The sequence below is a fragment of the Mesocryomonas lacus genome (genome assembly GCF_055730135.2).
The window spans coordinates 389,897-410,270 of the sequence record NZ_JBUZWE020000003.1; the positions used below are offsets into that span (position 1 = coordinate 389,897).

The following is a 20,374-nucleotide window of genomic DNA, read 5'->3' on the forward strand; positions in this document are numbered from 1 at the left end:
GCGCTGCAAGTTCAGGCCCCGTCCCGTCAGGCTCCATAAAGCCCCACCGGGGCGGGGCCTTTCTTTGGGCAGGCAATCACCGGACTGACGATCCCGTCTGCTTGTCTGACCCGACGCGGTCACCAGCCCGCACCCGCGGGCGACGACGCAATACCGGCACAACGTTAGGTAACTATTATAAACTGATTGTCATACTGGTCACACGGTGGCGCCGGTCGCCGTTCGCGCAGCGCGTGCACGCGCCCCGTCATGTCTCCGCGTGTTCCAACACGACGGAACCAGTAGGCCACGACCATGAAAATCAATCAGAAGCTGTCCCTGACCTTTGCCGCTCTCCTTGCCGTCATCGCGGTGGCCAATTCGCTGATCTATTACGGGATCGGAACATCGTCGGCAGCCCACGAAGCGAAATCACAAAGCCTTTTGCAGACGATCCAGATCGAGAAGATGCGGGCGGCGCTGTACCGGCAGCAGAATGCCGTCGGCAACACTCTGGCCACCGGCGAGGAACGTTTCTCCAAGACCTATGCCACGGCGAAGGCCGCCTTCCTGCAGGCCGGCGACAAGTTCATGGAGATGTCGCCGACATCGGAGCAGAACAGCGGCGTGCTGCTGACCCGCGAGATCGTCAACAAATGGTGGACGGATGCGGGTGACGCGATGATCACCCTGGGGCGCGATCCGGCGACCCATGCCGCAGCGCTGCAGCTCGTCAAGCAGTTCCCTCTCGGCAAAGCCTATGACGCGATCGACGAGGTCGAGAAGCTTCAGGGTGAACGCGTGCTGGCAATGCAGGCCGAGGCCGAGCGCGGCGAGAGCGCCATGCGCGGTGTGCTTGCCATTTCCTTCGCGCTCGTCGTCCTTGTGGCCGTGGCGATGGGTGTCGTCCTCTCGCGGTCGATCGCCAAGCCTGTCGTTCGCCTCACCGGCGCGATGCGGCGCCTCGCCACCGGCGACAATGCAACCGAAGTCCCCTTCCTCGCCCGCAAGGACGAAGTCGGCGAAATGGCTGAAGCGCTTCAGACCTTCAAGGCCGCGGCCTTGGAGAAACTTGCGCTCGAAGCCGAGGCGAGTGCCGCGCGGCAGGCCAAGAAGAGCCAGGACGAACGCCAGATGGCGCTTGATGGCGCCAAGGCGGAAGACCTTGTCGCCTTCGTCCATGCTGTCGAGCATGGGTTCAACGCTCTTGCGGAGGGCGACCTGACCATCCGCATGCATCAGGCGGTGGCGCCCGAATTCGAGCCGATCCGCGCGAAGTTCAATATCAGCGTCGAGAAACTGGAAGACGCGATCGGCGGCGTCATCGGCGGTGTCTCCACGCTGCGCACGGGCCTCAGCGAGATCTCCGTCGCCTCCAACGACCTCGCCCATCGCACTGAGCAGCAGGCCGCCAGCCTCGAGGAGACGGTCGCGGCCCTCTCCGAAGTCACGCGCGGCGTCAACCAGACCGCGGAAGGCGCAGCACGGGCGCAGGTCGGCGCGCTCTCGGCGCAGAAGAAGGCCGAGAAGGGCGGCGAGATCGTCGGCAGCGCCGTCGAGGCCATGAGCCAGATCGAGCAGTCCTCCGACAAGATCGGCAAGATCATCGGCGTCATCGACGAGATCGCCTTCCAGACCAACCTCCTCGCCCTCAACGCGGGCGTCGAAGCCGCGCGGGCTGGCGAGGCGGGCCGTGGCTTCGCCGTGGTGGCGCAGGAGGTGCGGGGCCTTGCCCAGCGTTCGGCCGAGGCCGCCAAGGAGATCAAGGAACTGATCTCGACGTCATCGGCCCAGGTCGAGCGCGGCGTCGCCCTCGTCACCGCCTCCGGCAAGTCGCTGGGCGAGATCGTCTCCGAGGTCGCCGACATGTCGAGCGTCGTCGCCGAGATCGCTCGCAGCGCCAAGGAGCAGGCGGTCAGCCTGCGCGAGGTGTCTGCCGCCGCCGACCAGATGGACAAGGTCACCCAGCAGAACGCCGCGATGGTCGAGGAGGCGACGGCTGCCGCCCAGACGCTGTCGAACGAGACCGACGACCTCGCGGCCATGGTCGAGCGGTTCCGCATCGCGACCGGGCAGGCAGCGCGCGGCCGAGGACATGGGCAGTCCTCCGCCGGCCGCGTCCAGAGCCGCGCGGCCTGAACCGGCCTCGGCAGGACGGCGGGAGGCCCTTCTATTCTCGGTCATGTACCCTCTCCTGACGGAGAGGGTGGCAACGAGAGGAAGGCCAACCGTCCGAATGTCGATGCCTACGCAAAAGCGCACACGGCTCGGCGTTTCGCGGTCTCACGTTACCGGATCAACCTACAGCCCGAGCCGGTGCCGTCCGGGGTTCCCCTTCGTGCCGCCGGCGTCCTAGATGGTGGGCCGAGGCAGGAGGCAGGATATGCGGACATTCGAGGATTTCCCGGTAGGTGCGACCTTTGCTTTGGGCCCCTACCCCGTCAGCCGGGACGAAGTCATCGCCTTTGCCGAGGCGTTCGATCCGCAGCCCTTCCACCTCGACGACGCCGCGGCGGAGGCCAGCCTTCTCGGCGGCCTGTCGGCATCCGGCTGGCATTCCTGCGCGATGATGATGCGGATGATGGTCGACGGCTTCCTCGCAGGCTCGACCGCACAGGGCTCGCCCGGGGTCGACTACGTCAACTGGCTGAAGCCGGTTCGGCCCGGCGACACCCTCTCGGGAACCATGACGGTGCGGGAGGCACGCGTCTCCGTCAAGCGGCCAACGCTGGGTGTCGCCAGGCTGCACAACGCCGTCCTGAACCAGAAGGGCGAGACCGTGCTGGAGACGGAATATACCGTCATGATCACGACGCGGGCGGGGCTCGGCGCATGATCTTCTGGGACGTGTTCACCATCGGCGAGGTCCATGCGCTCGGCGAGTACACCTTCACCGAGGAGGAGGTCCTGCGCTTTGCCCGCGCCTACGACCCCCAGCCGTTCCACGTCGATGCCGAGGCCGCGAAGAACTCGCTGCTCGGCGGGCTCTGCGCCTCCGGCTGGCAGACGGCCGCCGTGTTCATGAAGCTGAACGTCGCCTATACCCGCAGGCTCGCGGATGATTTTGTCGCGGCCGGCCATCCGGCGCCGCGCACCGGCCCCTCCCCCGGCATCAAGGAGCTGCGCTGGCCCCGTCCGGTCTTCGCCGGCGATACGGTGAACTATACGCTCGCCATCACCGGCAAGCGGGCATCGGCAAGCCGGCCAGGCTGGGGCCTGATCGAGGCCCGTACCCTCGGCACGAACCAACATGGCGAGACGGTCATCAGCTTTCTGTCGTCCTGGTTCTGCGCCACCGACTGACGTGTCGAAAGGCCCGGCCGTTATCGACCTTAGTGACCGGCATAGGCAAGCAGGCTGTGGACCTCGACGCCAAGCGCTTCGATGCGCCGGGTGCCGCCGAGCTCGGGCAGATCGATGACGAAGGCGGCACCGACGATCTCGGCACCCAGCTGACGCAACAGCTGGATGGCCGCGTCGGCTGTGCCGCCGGTGGCGATGATGTCGTCGGCGACCAGCACGCGCTCGCCAGGCACGATGGCGTCGGCATGCATCTCGATGGCGTCGACCCCGTATTCCAGCGCGTACTCCACGCTGACGGTGGCATGGGGCAGCTTGCCCCGCTTGCGGATCGGCACGAAGCCCGCGCCGAGCACCAGCGCCATCGCCCCGCCGAGGATGAAGCCCCGCGCTTCGATGCCCGCGACCTTGCCGATCCGCGCCTCCCGATACGGCTCGCAGAGACGCTCGACCGACTGGCGAAAGGCAGCGGCGTCCGAGAGCAGCGTGGTGATGTCGCGGAACTGGATGCCGGGCTTGGGATAGTCGGGAATGGTGCGGATGGCAGCCGCGAGGGGATCCGGCGTGATCGTGGCAGAGCTCATGCGGTGGCGTCCTGTTGCAGCTGGCGGCAGATCGACCGGCGCCCGACGGTGCTTCAATCGCGATACCCCCGCCGCGGTCAAGCGCAATCGTTCGCCGATCCAATGGCGGTTAGCGTACAGAGCTGTGTGGCCGGATCGTTTCCCACAACATCTCCGTCGGAACATGCGACTGTCCGATCTCGACCATGCCGAAAAGACGCAATGCCACATGCTTTACGCGCCCGCCTCTCGGTGCCGCTTGGCTGCCACGGGAAGGGAACTGCGGTGTATCTGCGTCTGACCTATGCGAGCATCATCGTCGACGGCATCGACGGCCGCCAGGAATTCAGCGACATCACCGACCATGCCGAGATCCGCAACCGGGGATTATCAATCGGCGGCGTCCTCGCCTTTGACGGACTCCAGTTTCTGCAGATCCTCGAGGGGGACCGAAGTTCGGTCGAGGCCCTCTATGAGCGCATTGGTGCCGACCCGCGCCATCACGGCGTCGTCTGCCTTCGCACGACGCTGACCGATGCCCGGCATTTCGACTACTGGGGCATGCGCCGCCAGCCGGCGATCGAGATGCTGATGCTGTCGCAGCATCTCGCCTAGGGCGCCCTGCATCCGACAGGATGCAGCGAATGCGACCTGCCCTACAGATTGCCGGTGCCGCACTGGGGTTGCGACCAGCTTCGTTCGAGAACGCCTGTCCTTCAAACGAAAGGAGGGGTCCAATGGCCCCTCTTCCGTCAGCGATGCTAGTACGTTCAGTGCGGTGTCGAGGCCCAGACGCGGCGCTTCACCAGGAAGAGCAGCACCGAGAACACCACCAGGAAGAGCAGAACGACGAGGCCGGTCTGCTTGCGGGTGACGAGGTGCGGTTCGGCGGTCCACATCAGGAAGGCCGAGACGTCCCGCGAATACTGGTCGAGCGTCTGCGGCGTCCCGTCGTCATAGGTCACCTGATCGTCCGAGATCGGCTGCGGCATGGCGAGCGCCGGGCCCGCAATGAAGTGCGGGTTGTAGTAGGTCCCGTCCTGGATCGTGATCCCGGCCGGCGGCTCCTTGCCATAGCCTGTCAGCAGGCCGTGCACGTAGTCCGGACCACCCTCGGCGTATTGCGACCACGGGAAGATGTCGAGGACGAAGCGCGGGAAGCCCCGCTCGACGGCGCGAGCCTTCGCCATCAGCGACAGATCCGGCGGCGCGGCACCGTTGTTGGCGGCGGCGGCAGCCTCGTGGTTCGGATAGGGCGACGGGAAATAGTCCGACGGAATACCAGGACGCTCGACGAGCTCGCCGTCAGAGTTCGGGTTAGCATCCGTGACGGTGTATTCCGCGGCGAACGCCTTCACCTGGTCGACGTTGTAGCCGAGCTCGCCGAGATCGCGGAACGCGACGAGGTTCATCGAATGGCAGGCCGAGCAGACCTCCTTGTAAACCTTCAGGCCGCGCTGCAGCTGCCCGATGTCCCACTTGCCGAAGGGGCCGGCGAAGGTCCAGTCCATCTCCGGTGGATGCTCGAGCGGGTAGTGCGGCGTCGCGTGCTCGCCCGCCCCTTCCGCCATCGGCGGAGCGGCACCGCCCGTGCCGGTGTCGGCGGCAGCGCCGGGCGCCGGCGACTCGGGCGACGAGGACGTCGGCTCAGCCGCAGCGCCGGCCGGCGCAGCAGCGGGTGCAGCGGCGGCAGGCGCCGCCGGTGCGGCGGTGTCCTGGGCGAAGGCTCCCGGCGCGAAAAACACGCTGGCAGCGAAGGCGGCAGTCAGAAGCTTGTTCATCTTGATCGATCCTGACGTCACCGTTCAGCCCTTCTTTTCGGGCGAAGCCACAGCACCGGCCGGCATCGAACGCCCACCATGCTTTGCCAGGATCGCATCGGTGATCGAGGCCGGGAGCTTCTTCGGGGTCTCGATGAGGCCCAGCACCGGCAAGACGATCAGGAAGTGGCCGAAATAGTAGATCGTGCCGATGAGCGCGAGGGTCGGATAGACACCTTCCGCCGGACGCGAGCCGAGCCAGCCGAGGATCACGGCGTTCACCGCGAAGATCCAGAAGAAGATCTTGTACATCGGGCGGTAGGAGGTCGACCGGACGCGGCTGGTATCGAGCCAAGGCACGAAGAACAGCACGATGATCGAGCCGAACATCACGAGCACGCCGCCGAGCTTGGAGTCGATCGGACCGATGTCGAAGGTGATGGCGCGGAGCATGGCGTAGAACGGCAGGAAGTACCATTCCGGCACGATGTGCGCGGGCGTCTTCAGCGAGTCGGCCTGAATGTAGTTGTCGGGATGGCCCATGTAGTTGGGCAGGAAGAAGACGAAGTAGACGAACACCGCGAGGAACACGGCCATCGCGAGGCCGTCCTTAATGGTGGCGTGCGGGGTGAACGGCACGGTGTCCTTCGAGGTCTTGATCTCGACGCCGGTCGGGTTGGTCTGGCCGGTCACGTGCAGCGCCCAGACGTGCAGGATGACGACGCCGGCGATCATGAACGGCAGGAGGTAGTGCAGCGAGAAAAAGCGGTTGAGCGTCGCGTTGTCGACTGCAAAGCCGCCGAGTAGCAACTGCTGGATCGGCTGGCCGATACCGGGGAAGGCGGTGAAGAAGCCGGTGATGACCGTCGCACCCCAGAAGCTCATCTGCCCCCAGGGCAGGACGTAGCCCATGAAGGCAGTGGCCATCATCAGAAGGAAGATGATCACGCCAAGGATCCACAGAACCTCACGCGGCTGCTTGTAGGAGCCGTAATAAAGGCCGCGGAAGATATGGATGTAGACGGCGATGAAGAAGAACGAGGCGCCGTTGGCGTGCATGTAGCGCAGCATCCAGCCCCAGTTCACGTCGCGCACGATCTTCTCGACCGATACGAAGGCGAGGCCCGAATTGGCGGCGTAGTGCATCGCCAGGACGACGCCCGTCAGGATCTGCAGGCCGAGGAACAGCGCCAGGATGCCACCGAAGGCATAGGCGTAGTTGAGATTGCGCGGCACCGGGAAGGCGACGAAGGAATCGTACATAAGACGCGGCAGCGGAAGCCGCGCGTCCAGCCAGCGCATGACGCCGTTTTCCGGCACGTAGGAAGAATGACCACTCATTGAAACGTTCCCCCCAGATCAGCCGATGCGCACGGTCGTGTCGGATATGAATGCAAATGGCGGAATCGCCATGTTCTCCGGCGCCGGGCCCGAGCGGATGCGACCCGCCGTGTCGTAAGTCGAGCCGTGGCACGGGCAGAACCAGCCGTCGTAAGAACCGGACTGGCCGAGCGGAATGCAGCCGAGATGGGTGCACACGCCGACCATCACCAGCCACTGCTCCTTGCCGGCGGCGGCGCGGTTGGCGTCGCTGGCATCGGCATCGGAGGGAAGGTTGGCATTGCGCGAGACCGGATCCTTGAGATCGGCCATCGTGACGTTCTTGCCGTCCTCGACCTCCTTGGCGGTGCGCTGGCGAATGAACACCGGCTTGCCGCGCCACTTGGCAGTGATCGACTGGCCCTCGGCCACCTGGCTGACATCGACCTCGATCTCGGCGAGCGCCAGCGTTCCGGCGTCCGGGTTCATCTGGTCGATGAAGGGCCAGACGGCGAGCCCGGCGCCCACGACGCCGACGGCGCCGGTCGCGATATAGAGAAAGTCCCGCCGGGTCGGTGCGGTTGTATCGTTAGCGCTCACGAACGGGGGCTCCTTCATCGAATTCGTCAGTCCCTGGACGGCTTACTGGGAGAATTCTCATCTCGTCCACGCCCGATTCTGCCGGTTTCAGCGGTCAAAATCACGCCATGGTTTTGGAGGCGTTCTAGGCAGAAGGACTGGCCTTGTCCAGACGGGAAGCCCGCCGAACGGCAACGTGTCGCGGTTTCGCCGTGCATTCGTCGAAACTTCGCTCGAATGTTGCTGCAGAGACGCGGATTGTGCACGCCGTGCCACCGATCTCGGCCTTTACTGCGCCGCCTCGCTGTCGAGGAAGCCCCCGGACTGCCGCGCCCAGAGATCGGCATAGAGGCCGCCGCTGCGGATCAGTTCCTCGTGCGTCCCCTCCTGCACGATCCGCCCCTCGTCAAGGACGATCAACCGGTCCAGCGCGGCGATGGTCGACAGCCGGTGGGCGATGGCGATGACCGTCTTGCCCTCCATCATGGCCGAAAGATTCTCCTGAATCGCCGCCTCGACCTCCGAGTCCAGCGCCGACGTCGCCTCATCCAGCACCAGGATCGGCGCGTTCTTCAGGAGAACACGGGCAATCGCAATGCGCTGGCGCTGCCCGCCCGACAGCTTGATGCCGCGCTCGCCGACATGGGCGTCGTAGCCGGCACGGCCAGCCGGATCGCGCAGGCCCGGGATGAAACCCTCGGCATTCGCCCGCGCGGCCGCCGACAGCACCTCGTCCTCGTCGGCATCGGGTCGGCCATAGGCGATGTTGTCGCGGATCGAGCGGTGGAGCAGCGAGGTATCCTGCGTCACGACGCCGATGTGTTCGCGCAAGGAGGCCTGCGTCACGCCGGCGATGTCGACCCCGTCGATGAGGATGCGGCCGTCCTCGACGTCGTAGAGCCGCAGCAAAAGGTTGACGAGCGTCGTCTTGCCCGCCCCCGAACGGCCGACCAGCCCGACCTTCTCGCCGGCGGCGATGGTCAGCGAGAGCTGGTCGATGACGCCGGAACCCTTGCCGTAGTGGAAGACGACGTTGTCGAAGCGGATCTCGCCGCGGGGCACCGCCAGATCCCCCGCATCCGGGCGGTCGACGAGGCCCGGCAGCTTGGTGACGGTCGCAACCGCGTCCTGAATGGTGCCGTAGTTGCGCACCAGCCCGTTGATGTTGAACATCATCCAGCCCGACATCTGGTTGAGCCGCAGCACCAGCCCGAGCGCGGTGGCAACGCCGCCCGCGCTGACGCTGCCGGCTTGCCAGGCGAGGACGGCCAGCGTTCCGATGGCGGTCATCATCACCCCGTTCAGCACGGCGACGGCGGTGCGCACCGAGGTCAGCGCGCGTGTCAGCCGGCGCACCGAGCCGAGGAACAGTCGGAAGCCGTCCTTGACGAAGGCATCCTCGTTGCGGGCGCTGTCAAAGAGTTTGACGGAGAGGATGTTGGTGAAGCTGTCGACTACCCGGCCGGAGACCACCGAACGGGCATCGGCGGTCGCGCGGCCGTAGCGGCGGATCTTCGGCAGGAGGGTGCGCACGATCCAGACATATCCGAGTGACCAGAACACCAGCACCACCGCCATCCACGGGTCGAGCGCGCCGAGGATGGTGACGGACAGGATGACGAAGGTGACGAAGGACCAGAAGGTCTGCAGCGTGGTGATGATGAAGTCGCCAGTCGCCTCGCCGACCTGCTGGACCTTCTGGGCGATGCGGCCGGCGAAATCGTTCTGGAAGAAGGTGTAGGGCTGCTCCATCAGGCGCCGGTAGGCTTGCCACCTGACACGGTTGTAGAAGCTCGGCGAGATCACCTGCTCTTCCAGAACCGACGCGACGAAGAGGATCAGCGAGCGGCCGATGAGCGTGATGAAGGCCAGCCAGAACAGCAGCCAGCCATGATCGGCGACGAGCGTTGCCGGCGTCGAGGTCGACAGCGCATCGATGACCCAGCCGACACCGGTATAGAGCACGGCCTCGACGCCACCGGTCAGTCCGCCGGTCACCAGCAGGCCGAGGAACGGCCACTTCGCCTGCTTGGCGAAGTGCCAGATGAAGCGGTTGGTCTCCGCCGGCAGCGGCGAGAGCTGGCCGATCCGGCGCGTCTCGGCCGCATCGTCATTATCGGCGAAAGGCTCGATGACGTTCTCGAAGCGCTGCAGGAACCGGTCCATCATCGAGACGCCGACGCCTCCTTTGCCGCGTCGCTGCCGACGTCGATGAAGCCGCCGACCTGCCGGTTCCACAGCTGGGAATAGAGCCCACCGGTCGCCAGCAGCTCGGTATGGCTGCCCTCCTCGACGATCCGGCCCTGGTCGAGCACGATCAGCCGGTCGAGGGCGGCGATGGTGGAGAGGCGGTGGGCGACGGCGATGACGGTCTTGCCCTCCATCAGCTTGTAGAGGTTCTCGGCGATCGCGGCCTCGACCTCGGAGTCCAGCGCCGAGGTCGCCTCGTCGAGAAGCAGGATCGGCGCGTCCTTCAGCATGACGCGGGCGATGGCGATGCGCTGGCGCTGCCCGCCGGACAGCTTGACGCCGCGCTCGCCGACCTCCGCGTCTAGCCCATGACGCCCGTCGATGTCGGACAGGCGCTCGATGAAGCCGACAGCTTCCGCCCGCTCGATCGCCCGGCGCACATCGGCTTCGCTCGCATCCGGCCGGCCGTAGAGGATGTTCTCGCGGATCGAGCGGTGCAGCAGCGAGGTGTCCTGCGTCACCATGCCGATCTGGCTGCGGAGCGAGGCCTGCGTCACGCCGGCAATGTCCTGGCCGTCGATGAGGATGCGGCCGGTCGGCAGGTCGTAGAAACGCAACATCAGGTTGAGCAGCGTCGTCTTGCCCGCGCCCGAACGGCCGACGAGGCCGATCTTCTCGCCCGGCCGGATGGTCAAGGTGAAGCCGTCGACGACGGGCCCGGCCTGGCGATGCGGCTTGTCCGAGCCATAGTGGAAGCTGACATTCTCGAACCGCACCTCGCCGCGGTCGACCACGAGCGGCTTGGCCGCCGGCCTGTCCTCCAGCGCCACGGGCAAGGTGAAGGTCGAGATGCCATCGCGGATCGTGCCGATATTCTCGAACAGCGCCGAGACCTCCCACATGATCCACTGCGACATGCCGTTGAGGCGCAGCACCAGGCCGACGCCGACCGCGATGGCGCCGACCGAAATGAACTCGCCAAGCCAGAGCCAGATGCCGAGCCCGCCGACGCCGAGCAGCAGCATGGAGTTGAGGAGGTAAAGGCAGGTGAAGAAGGCGTTGATCAGCCGGGCCTGGCCGTAGGCGGTGCCGAGAAAGCCGGTCATCGAATCACGGGCGTGGTCGGCCTCGCGCCGGGTGTGAGCAAACAGCTTCACGGTGCCGATGTTGGCGTAGGCATCGACGATGCGGCCAGTCATCTCGGCGCGGGCGTTCGCCTGGCTCATCGCCACGGTCATCAGCCGCGGAATGAAGTAGCGCAGCATCAAGATGTAGAGAACCAGCCAGGTGGCGAAGGGGATCACCAGGACCAGGTCGGCACTGGCAATGAGGAAGACGATGCCGGTGAAATAGACGGCGACGTAGAGCAACACGTCGATCGACTTGACGATCGTCTCGCGCAGCGCGATCGCCGTCTGCATCAGCTTGGTCGAGATGCGGCCGGCGAACTCGTCCTGAAAGAAACCGAGCGACTGGTCGAGCAGCCAGTTGTGCACGATCCAGCGAAACCGCATCGGGAAATTGCCAAACATCGCTTGGAAGCCGACGAGGGATTCGAGGAAAACCAGTCCCGGCAAGGCGATCGCGATGATGAAGGCCATGCCGGCGAGCTTCCAGCCCTGGTCGGCCAGAAAGGTTTCGCGGGAGGTGGCCGACAGCCAGTCGACGATCTGGCCGAGGAAGCCGAACAGCGACACCTCGATGATCGAGACGATCGACGTCAGCACCGCCAGCGCCAGCAGCAGCGGCCAGACCGGGCGGGCATAGTGCCAGATGAAGCGCGGCAGGCTGGAGGGCGGATTGCCCATTCGCTCGGGCGGGAACGGATCGACGAGCCGCTCGAAGAAAGAGAACATGCGGAAATTTCCTGATCGGCACGGACGGGGGCGCAAGGCACGCCCGTGATCGGGGGCTGTCGGGCCGGGCTAGGCTGCTGATATAGGAGCGCGTCCGCCGACGTCACCGAAAACCGTCATCACGTCGGCAATACTTCCCCATTGGATCCGCATGGCCCTGACGCTCGCGCTTTACCAACCCGACATCGCCGGCAATACCGGCGCCGTCCTCCGGCTCGGCGCCTGCCTCGGCGTCGACGTGTCGATCATCGAGCCGACCGGCTTCGACATGTCCGACCGTGCCCTGAAACGCTCCGGCATGGATTATCTCTCGATGGTGTCGCTCACCCGCCACGTCGACTTCAAGGCGTTCGAGCGCTGGCGGCATGAGACCGGACGGCGACTGGTGCTGTTCACCACCGCCGGCGCGGCGTCCTACACCGACATCGCCTACCGGCCCGACGACATCCTGATGTTCGGCCGCGAGAGCGCCGGCGTGCCGGAAGCGGTGCACGGCGTCGCCGACCTCCGCGCCACGATCCCGATGGTCCCCGGTGCGCGTTCCCTCAATCTTGCGGTCTCGGCGGGCATGGCGGCCGGTGAGGCCTTGCGGCAGGTGCGGATGGGCTCGCACGGCATGACATAAAACTGTTAGCCGACGGGGCTAGTGAGGTCCCGTCGGAAGCCGCGAGTCGCGCTCCGCGCCATCTTCTGGAGGCTTCCGCATGCCAAGACCTCAGGCGATCGACCTTGCGCAGGATCTCAGCCCTCGGCTCGGCACCAGCGCGGTTGTCGACCGGCGGCCGGCGGCGAAGATCCGCACGGCGGTGCACCGGGCGCGGGCCTGGTCGAAGGAGGGCCTCCTCGAGCGCGCCTTCACCACGCTGTTTAGTGGGCTCGTCTACCCGCAGATCTGGGAAGATCCGGTGGTCGATCTGGCCGCGCTGCAGCTCGGGCCGGACAAGCGGATGATCACCATCGCTTCCGGCGGCTGCAATGTGATCTCCTACCTCACCGCCGATCCCCGGGAGATCATCGCCGTCGATCTCAACGCCCACCACGTGGCGCTGACCCGGCTGAAGCTCGCAGGCGCCAAGCATTTTCCAAACTACGCCACCTATTTCCGCTTCTTCGGACGGGCGAACGACAGCGCGAACATCCAAGCCTACCGTAGCTTCCTGCGCGACAGGCTCGACCCCGTCACCGCCGCCTACTGGAACCACCGCGATCTGATGGGTCGGCCGCGTGTGCGGCTGTTCGCCGAGAACATCTACCGGCACGGCGTCCTCGGCCGCTTCATCAAGCTCGGCCATGTCGGCGCGCGGCTGTCGGGGGTGAAGCTTCAGCCGCTGACCGAAATGCGCGGTCTCGCCGAGCAGCAGGCCTATTTCGATGAGGTGATTGCACCGCTGTTCGAGAAGAAGTCGGTGCGCTGGCTGACCTCGCTGAAGGCGTCCCTCTTCGGCCTCGGCATCCCGCCGGCGCAATACGATGCGCTGGCCGGCGGCGACGAAATGGCGGACGTGTTGAAGCAGCGGCTGGAAAAGCTGATCTGCGGCTTCCCGATCGAGGACAACTACTTCACGCATCAGGCGCTCGGCCGCGCCTATGCCGCCGGCGATGCCGGCCCGCTGCCACTCTACCTCCAGAGCGCGCATTTCGATGCCATCGCCGCCCGCACCGACCGCGTCTCGGTCGTCCGGCAGTCCTTTACCGAGCGGCTGGCGGAGGAACCGGCCGAAAGCCTCGACGGCTACGTTCTTCTCGACGCGCAGGACTGGATGACGGATGTCCAGCTGAACGCGCTCTGGCGCGAGATCCTGCGCACCGCCCGGCCTGGTGCCCGGGTGATCTTCCGCACCGCCGGCGAGCCGAGCATCCTGCCCGGCCGGGTGGACGACGCGATCCTCGTCCGCTGGGACTATCGCCGCGACGAGTCCGAAGCCTTCTGCCGGGCCGACCGCTCGGCGATCTACGGCGGCTTCCACCTCTACGTCCGCCAGGCATGAGCCGCGTCGCCGGCGGCCATTCCGCCCTGATGGACGCGGTCTACCGCCGGCAGCGGCACATCTACGATGCCACCCGCAAGTATTACCTCCTCGGCCGCGACCGGCTGATCGAGGAAATGGCGCCGCCGGCTGGCGGCGCGGTGCTCGAGGTCGGCTGCGGCACCGGCCGCAATCTGATCCTCGCCGCACGCCGATATCCGGCAGCGCGGTTCCACGGCATCGACATCTCCGAGGCGATGCTGGCGACGGCCCGCGCCCATGTCGCGAAGGCCGGCCTCAGTGACAGGATCACCCTCGCGCAAGGCGACGCCACGGCGTTCGATCCCGCGGCGCTGTTCGGGCGGGAGGCGTTCGACCGGGTCTTCATCTCCTACGCCCTGTCGATGATCCCGGACTGGCCGGCCGCCGTCACCGCCGCTGTCGCCGCGACCGGCGATGGCGGGCGCCTGCATGTCGTCGATTTCGGCCAGCAGGAGCGCCTGCCGCCGGCGGCACGCGGGATCCTCCAGACCTGGCTGCGGCAGTTTCACGTAACGCCTCGGCCGGATCTGGCTGCGGTGCTCGAAGACGCGGCGACGATCGTCGGGGCGGATCTTATCCAGTCCCGGGTCTTCCGCGGCTACGCCTGGCTTTTCATCCTTCGCCGCTGAGATGACTGTCGCACTGGCACCCGAGAAGTGTCTGAGCTGCGAGGGGCAGACGCAGGGCCCAACCCAATCCGCAAACCTAATCGGCGGTCGGCAGGCGGCGCATGGTGAACTCGACCTCGTCGCCTGGCAGCAGACGCCAGCTCTCGACCGAGGTCCAGTAGGCGGCCTTGGGATAGCGGTCGAACCATTCGCGCGCCTTGGTCCGGGCCGCATCGCGCGGCAGCGTGTAGGTCTCGCGAACGAAGCTGCCCGTGCCGGATGCCTGACGGCGCCGGTTCTCTTGGAGCTGTCGGGCAAGACCATCCAGCGGCGGGCGGGGAAAGCTCATGGCGCGCATTCACTCATTACACGTCTCGAGCAGCAGAATAGCGCTGGCGCCGGCATATTGCGAATCGAAATCGGTGGCTGCGGCCTCCCCGCTCCGCTCGGCGGTCTTCCGCCCGCCGGCGCTTCCTGTTAGGCGCTTGGGTCGGTAAATTCGGCGGGATGCCGGCCGCACAGCGGACAAGGCAGAGGCCGGTTCGAGACGCTTGAGGAACAGACGATGGAACGTCCCCAGTTGCCGGAAGGCCTGCCCGAGAACATCGAGGCCAAGAAGCAAGCCGCGCGCGAATGGTTCGAGACGCTGCGGGACAAGATCTGCGAAGGTTTTGAGGCGCTCGAGGACGCCTTCGTGCCCGAGGGAGAGACGGCCGGGCGCTTTGTCCGGACGCCTTGGGCCCGCAAGGAAGACGGCGGCGGCGGCGTGATGTCGATGATGCACGGCTCCCTCTTCGAAAAGGTCGGCGTCCACACCTCGACGGTGCATGGCGAGTTCTCGCCGGAGTTCCGCAGCCAGATCCCCGGCGCGGAGGAGGATCCAAGCTTCTGGGCCTCCGGCATCTCGCTGATCGCCCATATGCGCAATCCCAATGTGCCGGCGGTGCACATGAACACCCGCATGGTCGTCACCTCCAGCCAGTGGTTCGGCGGCGGTGCCGACCTGACGCCGACGCTGGACCGCCGGCGGACGCAGGAGGATCCGGATACGCGCGCCTTCCACAAGGCGATGCAGTTCGTCTGCGACCGGCACAACGGCGTCGCCGACTATCCCACTTACAAACAGTGGTGCGACGAATACTTCTTCCTGCCGCACCGCAACGAGGCCCGCGGCGTCGGCGGCATCTTCTACGACTGGCTGCATTCGTCGGAAGAGAAAGGCGGCTGGGACGCCGACTTCGCCTTCACGCGTGATGTCGGCAAGGCGTTCCTCGTCGCCTACTCGCACATCGTCAAACAGAACGCTGGACTGCCCTATACCGAGGAAGACCGCGACGAGCAGCTGGTCCGCCGCGGGCGCTATGTCGAGTACAACCTGCTCTATGACCGGGGCACGACCTTCGGGCTGAAAACCGGCGGAAACGTCGACTCCATCCTCTCCTCCATGCCGCCCCTGGTGAAGTGGCCCTGACCCAATCGTTAGTCGCGACCGAAGTTTGGCGTTGGAGATAGCCCCGACTTCACGCGCCTCCGGCTGGCTTCAATCGATTTTATGCCGACGGGCCGAATTGACACGCCCCTGGTGCGGACGGATAACTAAAATTAATTCGGCGCCTTCTAAGCTCGAGTATTTCTAATTATTTCCTCGCATCAGGATCTCTCCATGTCAGCGATATCTTGCCCTGTCTGCAGCGGCACTGCTGCAGATCTTTACGAGACGCCGGATGCCGGGATTTGTTGCAGTTGCGAAGACTGCGGCAGCTTCGTCATCTCCGAGGCCAGTGCTATCTCGCTCGGGCGATACAGCGGACCGATGCGTCGGGGTCTGCTGAGCGCCGCGATCCAGCGCACGCCGGTCGGCGCTTTGCCGATCATCTCGCACGTCGACTGACGCCACCTCTCCATCCAGCGCGCAAGGTCTTGAACGCAAAGGCTTTGCTCATATTGCGGCGCCGTGCCTGTGACGCTGACGCCTGCGACGCCGAGCGTTCCTGGCGTTCGGCGTTATCGAGTGCTTCTCTCGAGGCATGGCCCTGCGCTGAAACGGCCAGATTTCCCGTTTGACCGAAAGGGCACTCCGCTTAGCTTCAGGGTTAAATAATCTTCTTAGACTTATCCCGCTCAGAGCCTTCTTTTCATGGGGTTGCTTAGGGGCGCCGCAATTAGTTCTTGTCTATGGCTGGAACAATTGCGTATGCCATGGCTTCTAGGCATGGCACGTTGCCGAGCCTATGGGAGGAAACGCAATGTACGAACTGAATTGCGCTGGTGTAATTCCAGGGTGCGAGCGGATCATTCGGGCCGAGAGCCCCGCCGAAGTTATCCGTCGCGCTGTCATGCAAGCCCGCCAGCTGGGCGTCGACCGGATCACACCGTCGATGATGGACAGCTTCCGCGCCGGGACACAGGAACTGCGGAACTGAACACCCGATCCTGCGAGCAAGCCTGATCACAGTGCAAGGCGGGCCGAAAGGCCCGCTTTTTTGTGTCCGCGCCAGGGTCCTCGTCTTTTGGAACTTGCCCGCGGCTAGGTTTTCAACTGTCCGAGCAGCTTCTCGCGGGAGAGCATGAAGCCGCTTTCCACCCAGGCAAGCTTCAGGGTCTGCAAAGCGGCGCCCAGTTCCTTGCCGGGGGTCATGCCGAAAGCCTGCAAATCGGCGCCGCTCACCGGAAAAGCCGGTGGGTCGAAGCTTTCTGCCGTCTTCAGAAGGCGCGCATAGCTAGACGTTGCACCCGCCGCATCGAGTCCCTTGGCAGCCGATACGGCCAGTTGCTGACGCAGCCGGTCGACGACCCCGCCCCGCTCCGCGAAGTAGAGTTTGAGTCGGAACGCGGTCTCCGTCTGATCGCCGGGAATGGGTCCCGTCTCGGCAAAGGCGTTGAGTCGGTCGCGGTCGATGTTGGAGAGCTTCAGCCTCGCCGACAGCTCGGCAAGGCGTGGCGCATCCGGCGGAACGATGCATTCCAGCCGCAGCAGCGGGTCGGCGGGCCAGCCGTTCAGCTGTTCCGCCGCCATGAGCCCGTGAATGCCGTCGATCCCCCAGCGTTCGCTCTCGGGCAGGATCAAGGTGAGGACGCCCGTCTGGCGCATCCAGAGCAAGGCGCGGGACGGGTCGGGGGCAGAAAGCAGCTTGCGCAACTCGCCCCAGACGCGTTCGGCAGAGAGTTGCGCGAGGCCTCCCTTCAGGCGCGTCGACGCCCGCAGGCCGTCGCTGTCCGGCCGGCCCTCGCCATACCAGGCGAAGAAGCGGAAGAAGCGCAGGATGCGCAAATAGTCCTCCTCGATCCGCGCGGCAGCATCGCCGATGAACCGCAGCGTCTGGCGCTCGATGTCGGCGAGGCCCCCGACGAGATCCACGACCTCTCCGTCGGCATCGCAGTAAAGCGCGTTGATCGTGAAGTCGCGCCGTTCAGCGTCGGCCTGCCAGTCGCGGCCGAAAGCGACGACGGCGTGCCGGCCATTTGTCTCGACGTCGCGGCGCAGCGTGGTGACCTCGAAGGGCCGGCGGTTGGCGATCACCGTCACCGTGCCATGCTCGATGCCGGTCGGCACCGTCTTGAAACCGGCCGCAGCGGCACGGGCAATGGTCACCGCGGGCACGCAGGTCGTCGCGATGTCTATGTCAGAGACCGCCTTGCCGAGGATGGTGTTGCGGATGGCGCCGCCGACGACCCGCGCCAGTTCCTCCTCGCCACTTTCATCACCGGGACCGGAGAGCGCTGCGAGCAAGCGTTGCAGGTCGGCGTCGCGGAGCCAATCGGCGTCGATCCGTGTCATGCGTAGAGCCTTTCGTAAAGCGTCCGGATGATGCCGGCGGTGACGCCCCAGATGCGGCGATCGCCGAAGGGCATCACGTAATAGTGCCGTTCCCGGCCCTGCCAGACCCGGCTTTCGCTGAAATGGTTGGCCGCGTCCATCAGGAAATCCAGCGGCACCTCGAAGACGTCGGCCACCTCCTCCGGGTTGGGCGTCAGCGTGAAGCCGGGCCGAACGAGGGCGAGAACCGGGGTGATTCTGAAGCCGGTGCTGGTGGAATAATGCGGCAGCCGGCCGAGCGGCTCGACGAAGCCAGCCTCGAGCCCGATCTCCTCAAAGCTTTCCCGCAAGGCCGCCGCCTCCGGAGAGGCATCGCCGGGATCGATCGAGCCACCGGGAAAGGCGATCTGGCCGGCGTGCTGGCGCAGCGTGCTGGCCCGCATCGTCAGGATGACGCCGGCCGAATGCCCGCGATCGACGATCGGCACTAGGACAGCCGCTGCCCGCGCGGAGCGGGTCTCCGCGAGTTGCTGGATGTCCGGATTGAGGACGTGGTCGCCGGCTTCAACCTCCGTCTCCCCGCCGCGGAGTACCCGCGCACAAAAGTCGGCAGCCGTGAAGCCAGGTGCGGACGACCAGCTGGTCATTCCAAAACACCTGCCGGCAGCACGAAGCGGGCGCCGCCCGATCGGATAAAGCCGACGCCGTCGTCGCCGGTTTCGACGCAGTCGGCGAGATCGAAGGCGAGCGCGCGCGTCAGCTTCGCCTCCAGCCGGCCGCGAACGAGGACGTAGGGCGTAAAGCCGCCCCCGCTGTCGACGGCGAACCGCAACGGATTGGCCGGGCCGGCTGCGACGATATCGCCCACATTGGTGCGGAAGGAGATCACCGGCTCCTCGCCCTCGGCGTCGCGGCTCATCTCGACGGCAATAAACGGCGCGTCCTCGACGGTGATCGACAGCTTCTCGACCGGCGTCACCAGGTGGGTCGTTCCGTCCGCATCCTTGCGCAGGACGCTCGAGAACAGGCGCACCAGCGCCGGCCGGCCGATCGGGGAACCCTGGTGGGTCCAGGAACCGTCAGCCCGAATCGCCATCTCGCTGTCGCCGCAGTGCGCGGGGTGCCAGGCCTCGACCGGCGGCGCGCCCTTGCCGGCGCGCTCGGCCCGTGCGACCAGCGCGGCAAGGCCTGGCGACACGCTGTTGTGATGGTCGGCGATCTCGGCTCTCCCGTGCTGTCGCAGCTTTCCGCGAATGTGGTGGCGCCGCGACGCCGGTTCCATGTCTTATTTTGGCCGGGCTTCCCGGTCACGAGATAGTTGCGTCCCGGCGGCTTGCCAGGATAACGCCCAGCAGATTTCATGGGTCAGCGGCCACACCGGCCGGCACCCTCTTCGCGGCCCATGCCAGCCGTCTGCCAGACAGTGGAGTTCTCCATGACGATGCATGCGCCCCAGGATTCGGTACTCGACGCGGACGGCATCGTCGCCTTGGCCGAACATGCCCTCGCCGACATCGCCCGGGTGAAGGAATCGGTCGGACGCGTCATCTTCGGCCAGGAGAGCGTCGTCGAGCAGACAATCATCGCAATCCTCGCCGGTGGCCATGCCCTCCTAGTCGGCGTTCCCGGTCTCGCCAAGACCAAGCTCGTCGACACGCTCGGCGTCTCGCTCGGGCTCGACGCCCGCCGCATCCAGTTCACGCCCGACCTGATGCCGTCCGACATCGTTGGCTCGGAGGTGATGGACCAGGACGAGGGCGGCCGCCGGTCCTTCCGCTTTTTGCGCGGCCCGGTCTTCGCGCAACTGCTGATGGCCGACGAGATCAACCGCGCCTCGCCGCGCACCCAGTCGGCGCTGCTGCAGTCCATGCAGGAATACCACGTCACCGTCGCGGGCGTGCGCCACGACCTGCCAGCGCCGTTCCACGTGCTGGCGACGCAGAACCCGCTGGAGCAGGAAGGTACCTATCCCCTGCCCGAGGCGCAGCTCGACCGCTTCCTGATGCAGGTCGACGTGCTCTATCCCGACATCGACGCCGAGCGCCGGATCCTCACCGCCACGACCGGCGCGATGGAGGACAAGGCGATCCCGGTGCTGACGGCCGAGCGCCTGCGGGAGATCCAGCTCCTTGTGCGGCGCATGCCGGTCCCCGAGAGCGTGGTGGAAGCGATCCTCCACTTGGTGCGGTCCGCCCGTCCCGGCCACGGCAACAAGGAAGCCGACGCCCATATCGCCTGGGGCCCCGGCCCTCGCGCCAGCCAGGCGCTGATGACCTGCGTGCGCGCCCGCGCGCTCTACGAAGGGCGCCTCGCGCCCTCGGTGGACGATGTGATGGCGCTCGCGGAGCCGATCCTGCAGCACCGCATGGCGCTGAACTTTTCGGCCCGCGCCGAGGGGATGACGGTGCGCGACGTCGTCGCCGCCCTGAAGCGCGACGCAGCGAAGGGCTAAG

The 20,374-nt window shown here is 66.0% G+C and carries 21 protein-coding genes; 10 read left to right on the forward strand and 11 right to left on the reverse strand.

The window, feature by feature from the left end; genetic code table 11:
- Positions 1-294: 294 nt before the first annotated feature.
- From ACZLZY_RS06990 to ACZLZY_RS07000, 3 genes are all read left to right on the forward strand, one after another.
- Positions 295-2,118, forward strand: coding sequence for a methyl-accepting chemotaxis protein (locus ACZLZY_RS06990; RefSeq protein WP_472932996.1), 1,824 nt, complete (start codon positions 295-297; stop codon positions 2,116-2,118).
- A 244-nt stretch (positions 2,119-2,362) separates the two neighbouring features.
- On the forward strand, positions 2,363-2,815 hold the full coding sequence (locus ACZLZY_RS06995; RefSeq protein ID WP_472932998.1) for a MaoC family dehydratase: 453 nt from the start codon (positions 2,363-2,365) through the stop codon (positions 2,813-2,815).
- Positions 2,812-3,282, forward strand: a complete 471-nt coding sequence (locus ACZLZY_RS07000) for a MaoC family dehydratase (protein ID WP_472933000.1) — start codon at positions 2,812-2,814, stop codon at positions 3,280-3,282. The genes ACZLZY_RS06995 and ACZLZY_RS07000 overlap by 4 nt, the downstream gene beginning before the upstream one ends.
- Positions 3,283-3,311: 29 nt before the next feature.
- On the opposite strand, the gene ACZLZY_RS07005 is transcribed toward ACZLZY_RS07000, so the two are convergent.
- Positions 3,312-3,863, reverse strand: coding sequence for an adenine phosphoribosyltransferase (locus ACZLZY_RS07005; protein WP_472933002.1), 552 nt, complete (start codon positions 3,861-3,863; stop codon positions 3,312-3,314).
- Between the two features lie 264 nt (positions 3,864-4,127).
- Between ACZLZY_RS07005 and ACZLZY_RS07010 the strand changes: the two genes are divergently transcribed.
- Positions 4,128-4,457 carry a BLUF domain-containing protein gene (locus tag ACZLZY_RS07010; protein WP_472933004.1) on the forward strand — a complete coding sequence of 110 codons (330 nt, stop codon included), beginning with the start codon at positions 4,128-4,130 and terminating at the stop codon, positions 4,455-4,457.
- Between the two features lie 155 nt (positions 4,458-4,612).
- On the opposite strand, the gene ACZLZY_RS07015 is transcribed toward ACZLZY_RS07010, so the two are convergent.
- The 5 genes from ACZLZY_RS07015 to ACZLZY_RS07035 all read right to left on the reverse strand — a co-directional run bounded on the left by ACZLZY_RS07015 (position 4,613) and on the right by ACZLZY_RS07035 (position 11,547).
- Positions 4,613-5,413, reverse strand: coding sequence for a cytochrome c1 (locus ACZLZY_RS07015; RefSeq protein WP_472933149.1), 801 nt, complete (start codon positions 5,411-5,413; stop codon positions 4,613-4,615).
- A 234-nt stretch (positions 5,414-5,647) separates the two neighbouring features.
- A complete protein-coding gene (locus ACZLZY_RS07020) occupies positions 5,648-6,943 on the reverse strand; it encodes a cytochrome b (protein ID WP_472933006.1) in 1,296 nt (431 codons plus the stop codon).
- An 18-nt stretch (positions 6,944-6,961) separates the two neighbouring features.
- Complete coding sequence (petA, locus tag ACZLZY_RS07025) at positions 6,962-7,522, reverse strand: ubiquinol-cytochrome c reductase iron-sulfur subunit (protein ID WP_472933008.1); 561 nt, start codon at positions 7,520-7,522, stop codon at positions 6,962-6,964.
- Positions 7,523-7,789: 267 nt separating this feature from the next.
- Positions 7,790-9,670, reverse strand: a complete 1,881-nt coding sequence (locus ACZLZY_RS07030; protein ID WP_472933010.1) for an ABC transporter ATP-binding protein — start codon at positions 9,668-9,670, stop codon at positions 7,790-7,792.
- Complete coding sequence (locus ACZLZY_RS07035; RefSeq protein WP_472933012.1) at positions 9,667-11,547, reverse strand: ABC transporter ATP-binding protein; 1,881 nt, start codon at positions 11,545-11,547, stop codon at positions 9,667-9,669. Before ACZLZY_RS07035 ends, ACZLZY_RS07030 begins: the two co-directional genes overlap by 4 nt.
- A gap of 151 nt (positions 11,548-11,698) precedes the next feature.
- On the opposite strand from ACZLZY_RS07035, the gene ACZLZY_RS07040 reads away from it, so the two are divergent.
- The 3 genes from ACZLZY_RS07040 to ACZLZY_RS07050 all read left to right on the forward strand — a co-directional run bounded on the left by ACZLZY_RS07040 (position 11,699) and on the right by ACZLZY_RS07050 (position 14,185).
- A complete protein-coding gene (locus ACZLZY_RS07040) occupies positions 11,699-12,172 on the forward strand; it encodes a tRNA (cytidine(34)-2'-O)-methyltransferase (RefSeq protein WP_472933014.1) in 474 nt (157 codons plus the stop codon).
- Between the two features lie 79 nt (positions 12,173-12,251).
- Complete coding sequence (locus ACZLZY_RS07045) at positions 12,252-13,535, forward strand: BtaA family protein (protein WP_472933016.1); 1,284 nt, start codon at positions 12,252-12,254, stop codon at positions 13,533-13,535.
- Positions 13,532-14,185, forward strand: coding sequence for a class I SAM-dependent methyltransferase (locus ACZLZY_RS07050; protein ID WP_472933018.1), 654 nt, complete (start codon positions 13,532-13,534; stop codon positions 14,183-14,185). Before ACZLZY_RS07045 ends, ACZLZY_RS07050 begins: the two co-directional genes overlap by 4 nt.
- Before the next feature lie 76 nt (positions 14,186-14,261).
- On the opposite strand, the gene ACZLZY_RS07055 is transcribed toward ACZLZY_RS07050, so the two are convergent.
- Positions 14,262-14,513: a hypothetical protein gene (locus tag ACZLZY_RS07055; RefSeq protein ID WP_472933020.1), complete on the reverse strand. Its 252-nt coding sequence runs from the start codon at positions 14,511-14,513 to the stop codon at positions 14,262-14,264.
- 216 nt (positions 14,514-14,729) lie between these two features.
- Here ACZLZY_RS07055 and hemF point away from each other — a divergent pair, with 216 nt between their 5' ends.
- A complete protein-coding gene (hemF, locus tag ACZLZY_RS07060) occupies positions 14,730-15,635 on the forward strand; it encodes an oxygen-dependent coproporphyrinogen oxidase (RefSeq protein ID WP_472933022.1) in 906 nt (301 codons plus the stop codon).
- A 239-nt stretch (positions 15,636-15,874) separates the two neighbouring features.
- Here hemF and ACZLZY_RS07065 read toward each other — a convergent pair whose 3' ends face one another.
- Positions 15,875-16,039 (reverse strand): hypothetical protein, encoded by a 165-nt coding sequence (locus ACZLZY_RS07065; protein ID WP_472933024.1) that lies wholly within the window; start codon positions 16,037-16,039, stop codon positions 15,875-15,877.
- Positions 16,040-16,410: 371 nt separating this feature from the next.
- Between ACZLZY_RS07065 and ACZLZY_RS07070 the strand changes: the two genes are divergently transcribed.
- Positions 16,411-16,587 (forward strand): DUF1059 domain-containing protein, encoded by a 177-nt coding sequence (locus ACZLZY_RS07070; RefSeq protein WP_472933026.1) that lies wholly within the window; start codon positions 16,411-16,413, stop codon positions 16,585-16,587.
- 104 nt (positions 16,588-16,691) lie between these two features.
- On the opposite strand, the gene ACZLZY_RS07075 is transcribed toward ACZLZY_RS07070, so the two are convergent.
- From ACZLZY_RS07075 to ACZLZY_RS07085, 3 genes are read right to left on the reverse strand one after another with little or no spacing between them, the layout of a single operon-like run.
- Positions 16,692-17,942, reverse strand: a complete 1,251-nt coding sequence (locus tag ACZLZY_RS07075; protein WP_472933028.1) for a CCA tRNA nucleotidyltransferase — start codon at positions 17,940-17,942, stop codon at positions 16,692-16,694.
- The gene (locus tag ACZLZY_RS07080) at positions 17,939-18,568 is read right to left on the reverse strand and encodes a CoA pyrophosphatase (RefSeq protein ID WP_472933030.1); all 630 of its coding nucleotides are present in this window, start codon (positions 18,566-18,568) and stop codon (positions 17,939-17,941) included. Before ACZLZY_RS07080 ends, ACZLZY_RS07075 begins: the two co-directional genes overlap by 4 nt.
- Entirely contained in the window at positions 18,565-19,203 is a 639-nt protein-coding gene (locus tag ACZLZY_RS07085) for a DUF1285 domain-containing protein (RefSeq protein ID WP_472933032.1), read from the reverse strand. Before ACZLZY_RS07085 ends, ACZLZY_RS07080 begins: the two co-directional genes overlap by 4 nt.
- 159 nt (positions 19,204-19,362) lie before the next feature.
- On the opposite strand from ACZLZY_RS07085, the gene ACZLZY_RS07090 reads away from it, so the two are divergent.
- Complete coding sequence (locus ACZLZY_RS07090) at positions 19,363-20,373, forward strand: AAA family ATPase (RefSeq protein ID WP_472933151.1); 1,011 nt, start codon at positions 19,363-19,365, stop codon at positions 20,371-20,373.
- Position 20,374 lies beyond the last annotated feature (1 nt).

Bases quoted from the DNA above. Each gene is read 5' to 3' on its own strand.
- ACZLZY_RS07005 (WP_472933002.1), bottom strand. From the start codon at position 3,863: ATGAGCTCTGCCACGATCACGCCGGATCCCCTCGCGGCTGCCATCCGC.
- hemF (WP_472933022.1), top strand. From the start codon at position 14,730: ATGGAACGTCCCCAGTTGCCGGAAGGCCTGCCCGAGAACATCGAGGCC.
- ACZLZY_RS07075 (WP_472933028.1), bottom strand. From the start codon at position 17,942: ATGACACGGATCGACGCCGATTGGCTCCGCGACGCCGACCTGCAACGC.
- ACZLZY_RS07000 (WP_472933000.1), top strand. From the start codon at position 2,812: ATGATCTTCTGGGACGTGTTCACCATCGGCGAGGTCCATGCGCTCGGC.
- ACZLZY_RS07050 (WP_472933018.1), top strand. From the start codon at position 13,532: ATGAGCCGCGTCGCCGGCGGCCATTCCGCCCTGATGGACGCGGTCTAC.
- ACZLZY_RS07065 (WP_472933024.1), bottom strand. From the start codon at position 16,039: ATGATCGGCAAAGCGCCGACCGGCGTGCGCTGGATCGCGGCGCTCAGC.
- ACZLZY_RS07015 (WP_472933149.1), bottom strand. From the start codon at position 5,413: ATGGCGGAAGGGGCGGGCGAGCACGCGACGCCGCACTACCCGCTCGAG.
- ACZLZY_RS07055 (WP_472933020.1), bottom strand. From the start codon at position 14,513: ATGAGCTTTCCCCGCCCGCCGCTGGATGGTCTTGCCCGACAGCTCCAA.
- ACZLZY_RS07080 (WP_472933030.1), bottom strand. From the start codon at position 18,568: ATGACCAGCTGGTCGTCCGCACCTGGCTTCACGGCTGCCGACTTTTGT.
- ACZLZY_RS07045 (WP_472933016.1), top strand. From the start codon at position 12,252: ATGCCAAGACCTCAGGCGATCGACCTTGCGCAGGATCTCAGCCCTCGG.
- ACZLZY_RS06995 (WP_472932998.1), top strand. From the start codon at position 2,363: ATGCGGACATTCGAGGATTTCCCGGTAGGTGCGACCTTTGCTTTGGGC.
- ACZLZY_RS07035 (WP_472933012.1), bottom strand. From the start codon at position 11,547: ATGTTCTCTTTCTTCGAGCGGCTCGTCGATCCGTTCCCGCCCGAGCGA.
- ACZLZY_RS07090 (WP_472933151.1), top strand. From the start codon at position 19,363: ATGCATGCGCCCCAGGATTCGGTACTCGACGCGGACGGCATCGTCGCC.
- ACZLZY_RS07070 (WP_472933026.1), top strand. From the start codon at position 16,411: ATGTACGAACTGAATTGCGCTGGTGTAATTCCAGGGTGCGAGCGGATC.
- ACZLZY_RS07085 (WP_472933032.1), bottom strand. From the start codon at position 19,203: ATGGAACCGGCGTCGCGGCGCCACCACATTCGCGGAAAGCTGCGACAG.
- ACZLZY_RS06990 (WP_472932996.1), top strand. From the start codon at position 295: ATGAAAATCAATCAGAAGCTGTCCCTGACCTTTGCCGCTCTCCTTGCC.
- ACZLZY_RS07040 (WP_472933014.1), top strand. From the start codon at position 11,699: ATGGCCCTGACGCTCGCGCTTTACCAACCCGACATCGCCGGCAATACC.
- ACZLZY_RS07030 (WP_472933010.1), bottom strand. From the start codon at position 9,670: ATGATGGACCGGTTCCTGCAGCGCTTCGAGAACGTCATCGAGCCTTTC.
- ACZLZY_RS07020 (WP_472933006.1), bottom strand. From the start codon at position 6,943: ATGAGTGGTCATTCTTCCTACGTGCCGGAAAACGGCGTCATGCGCTGG.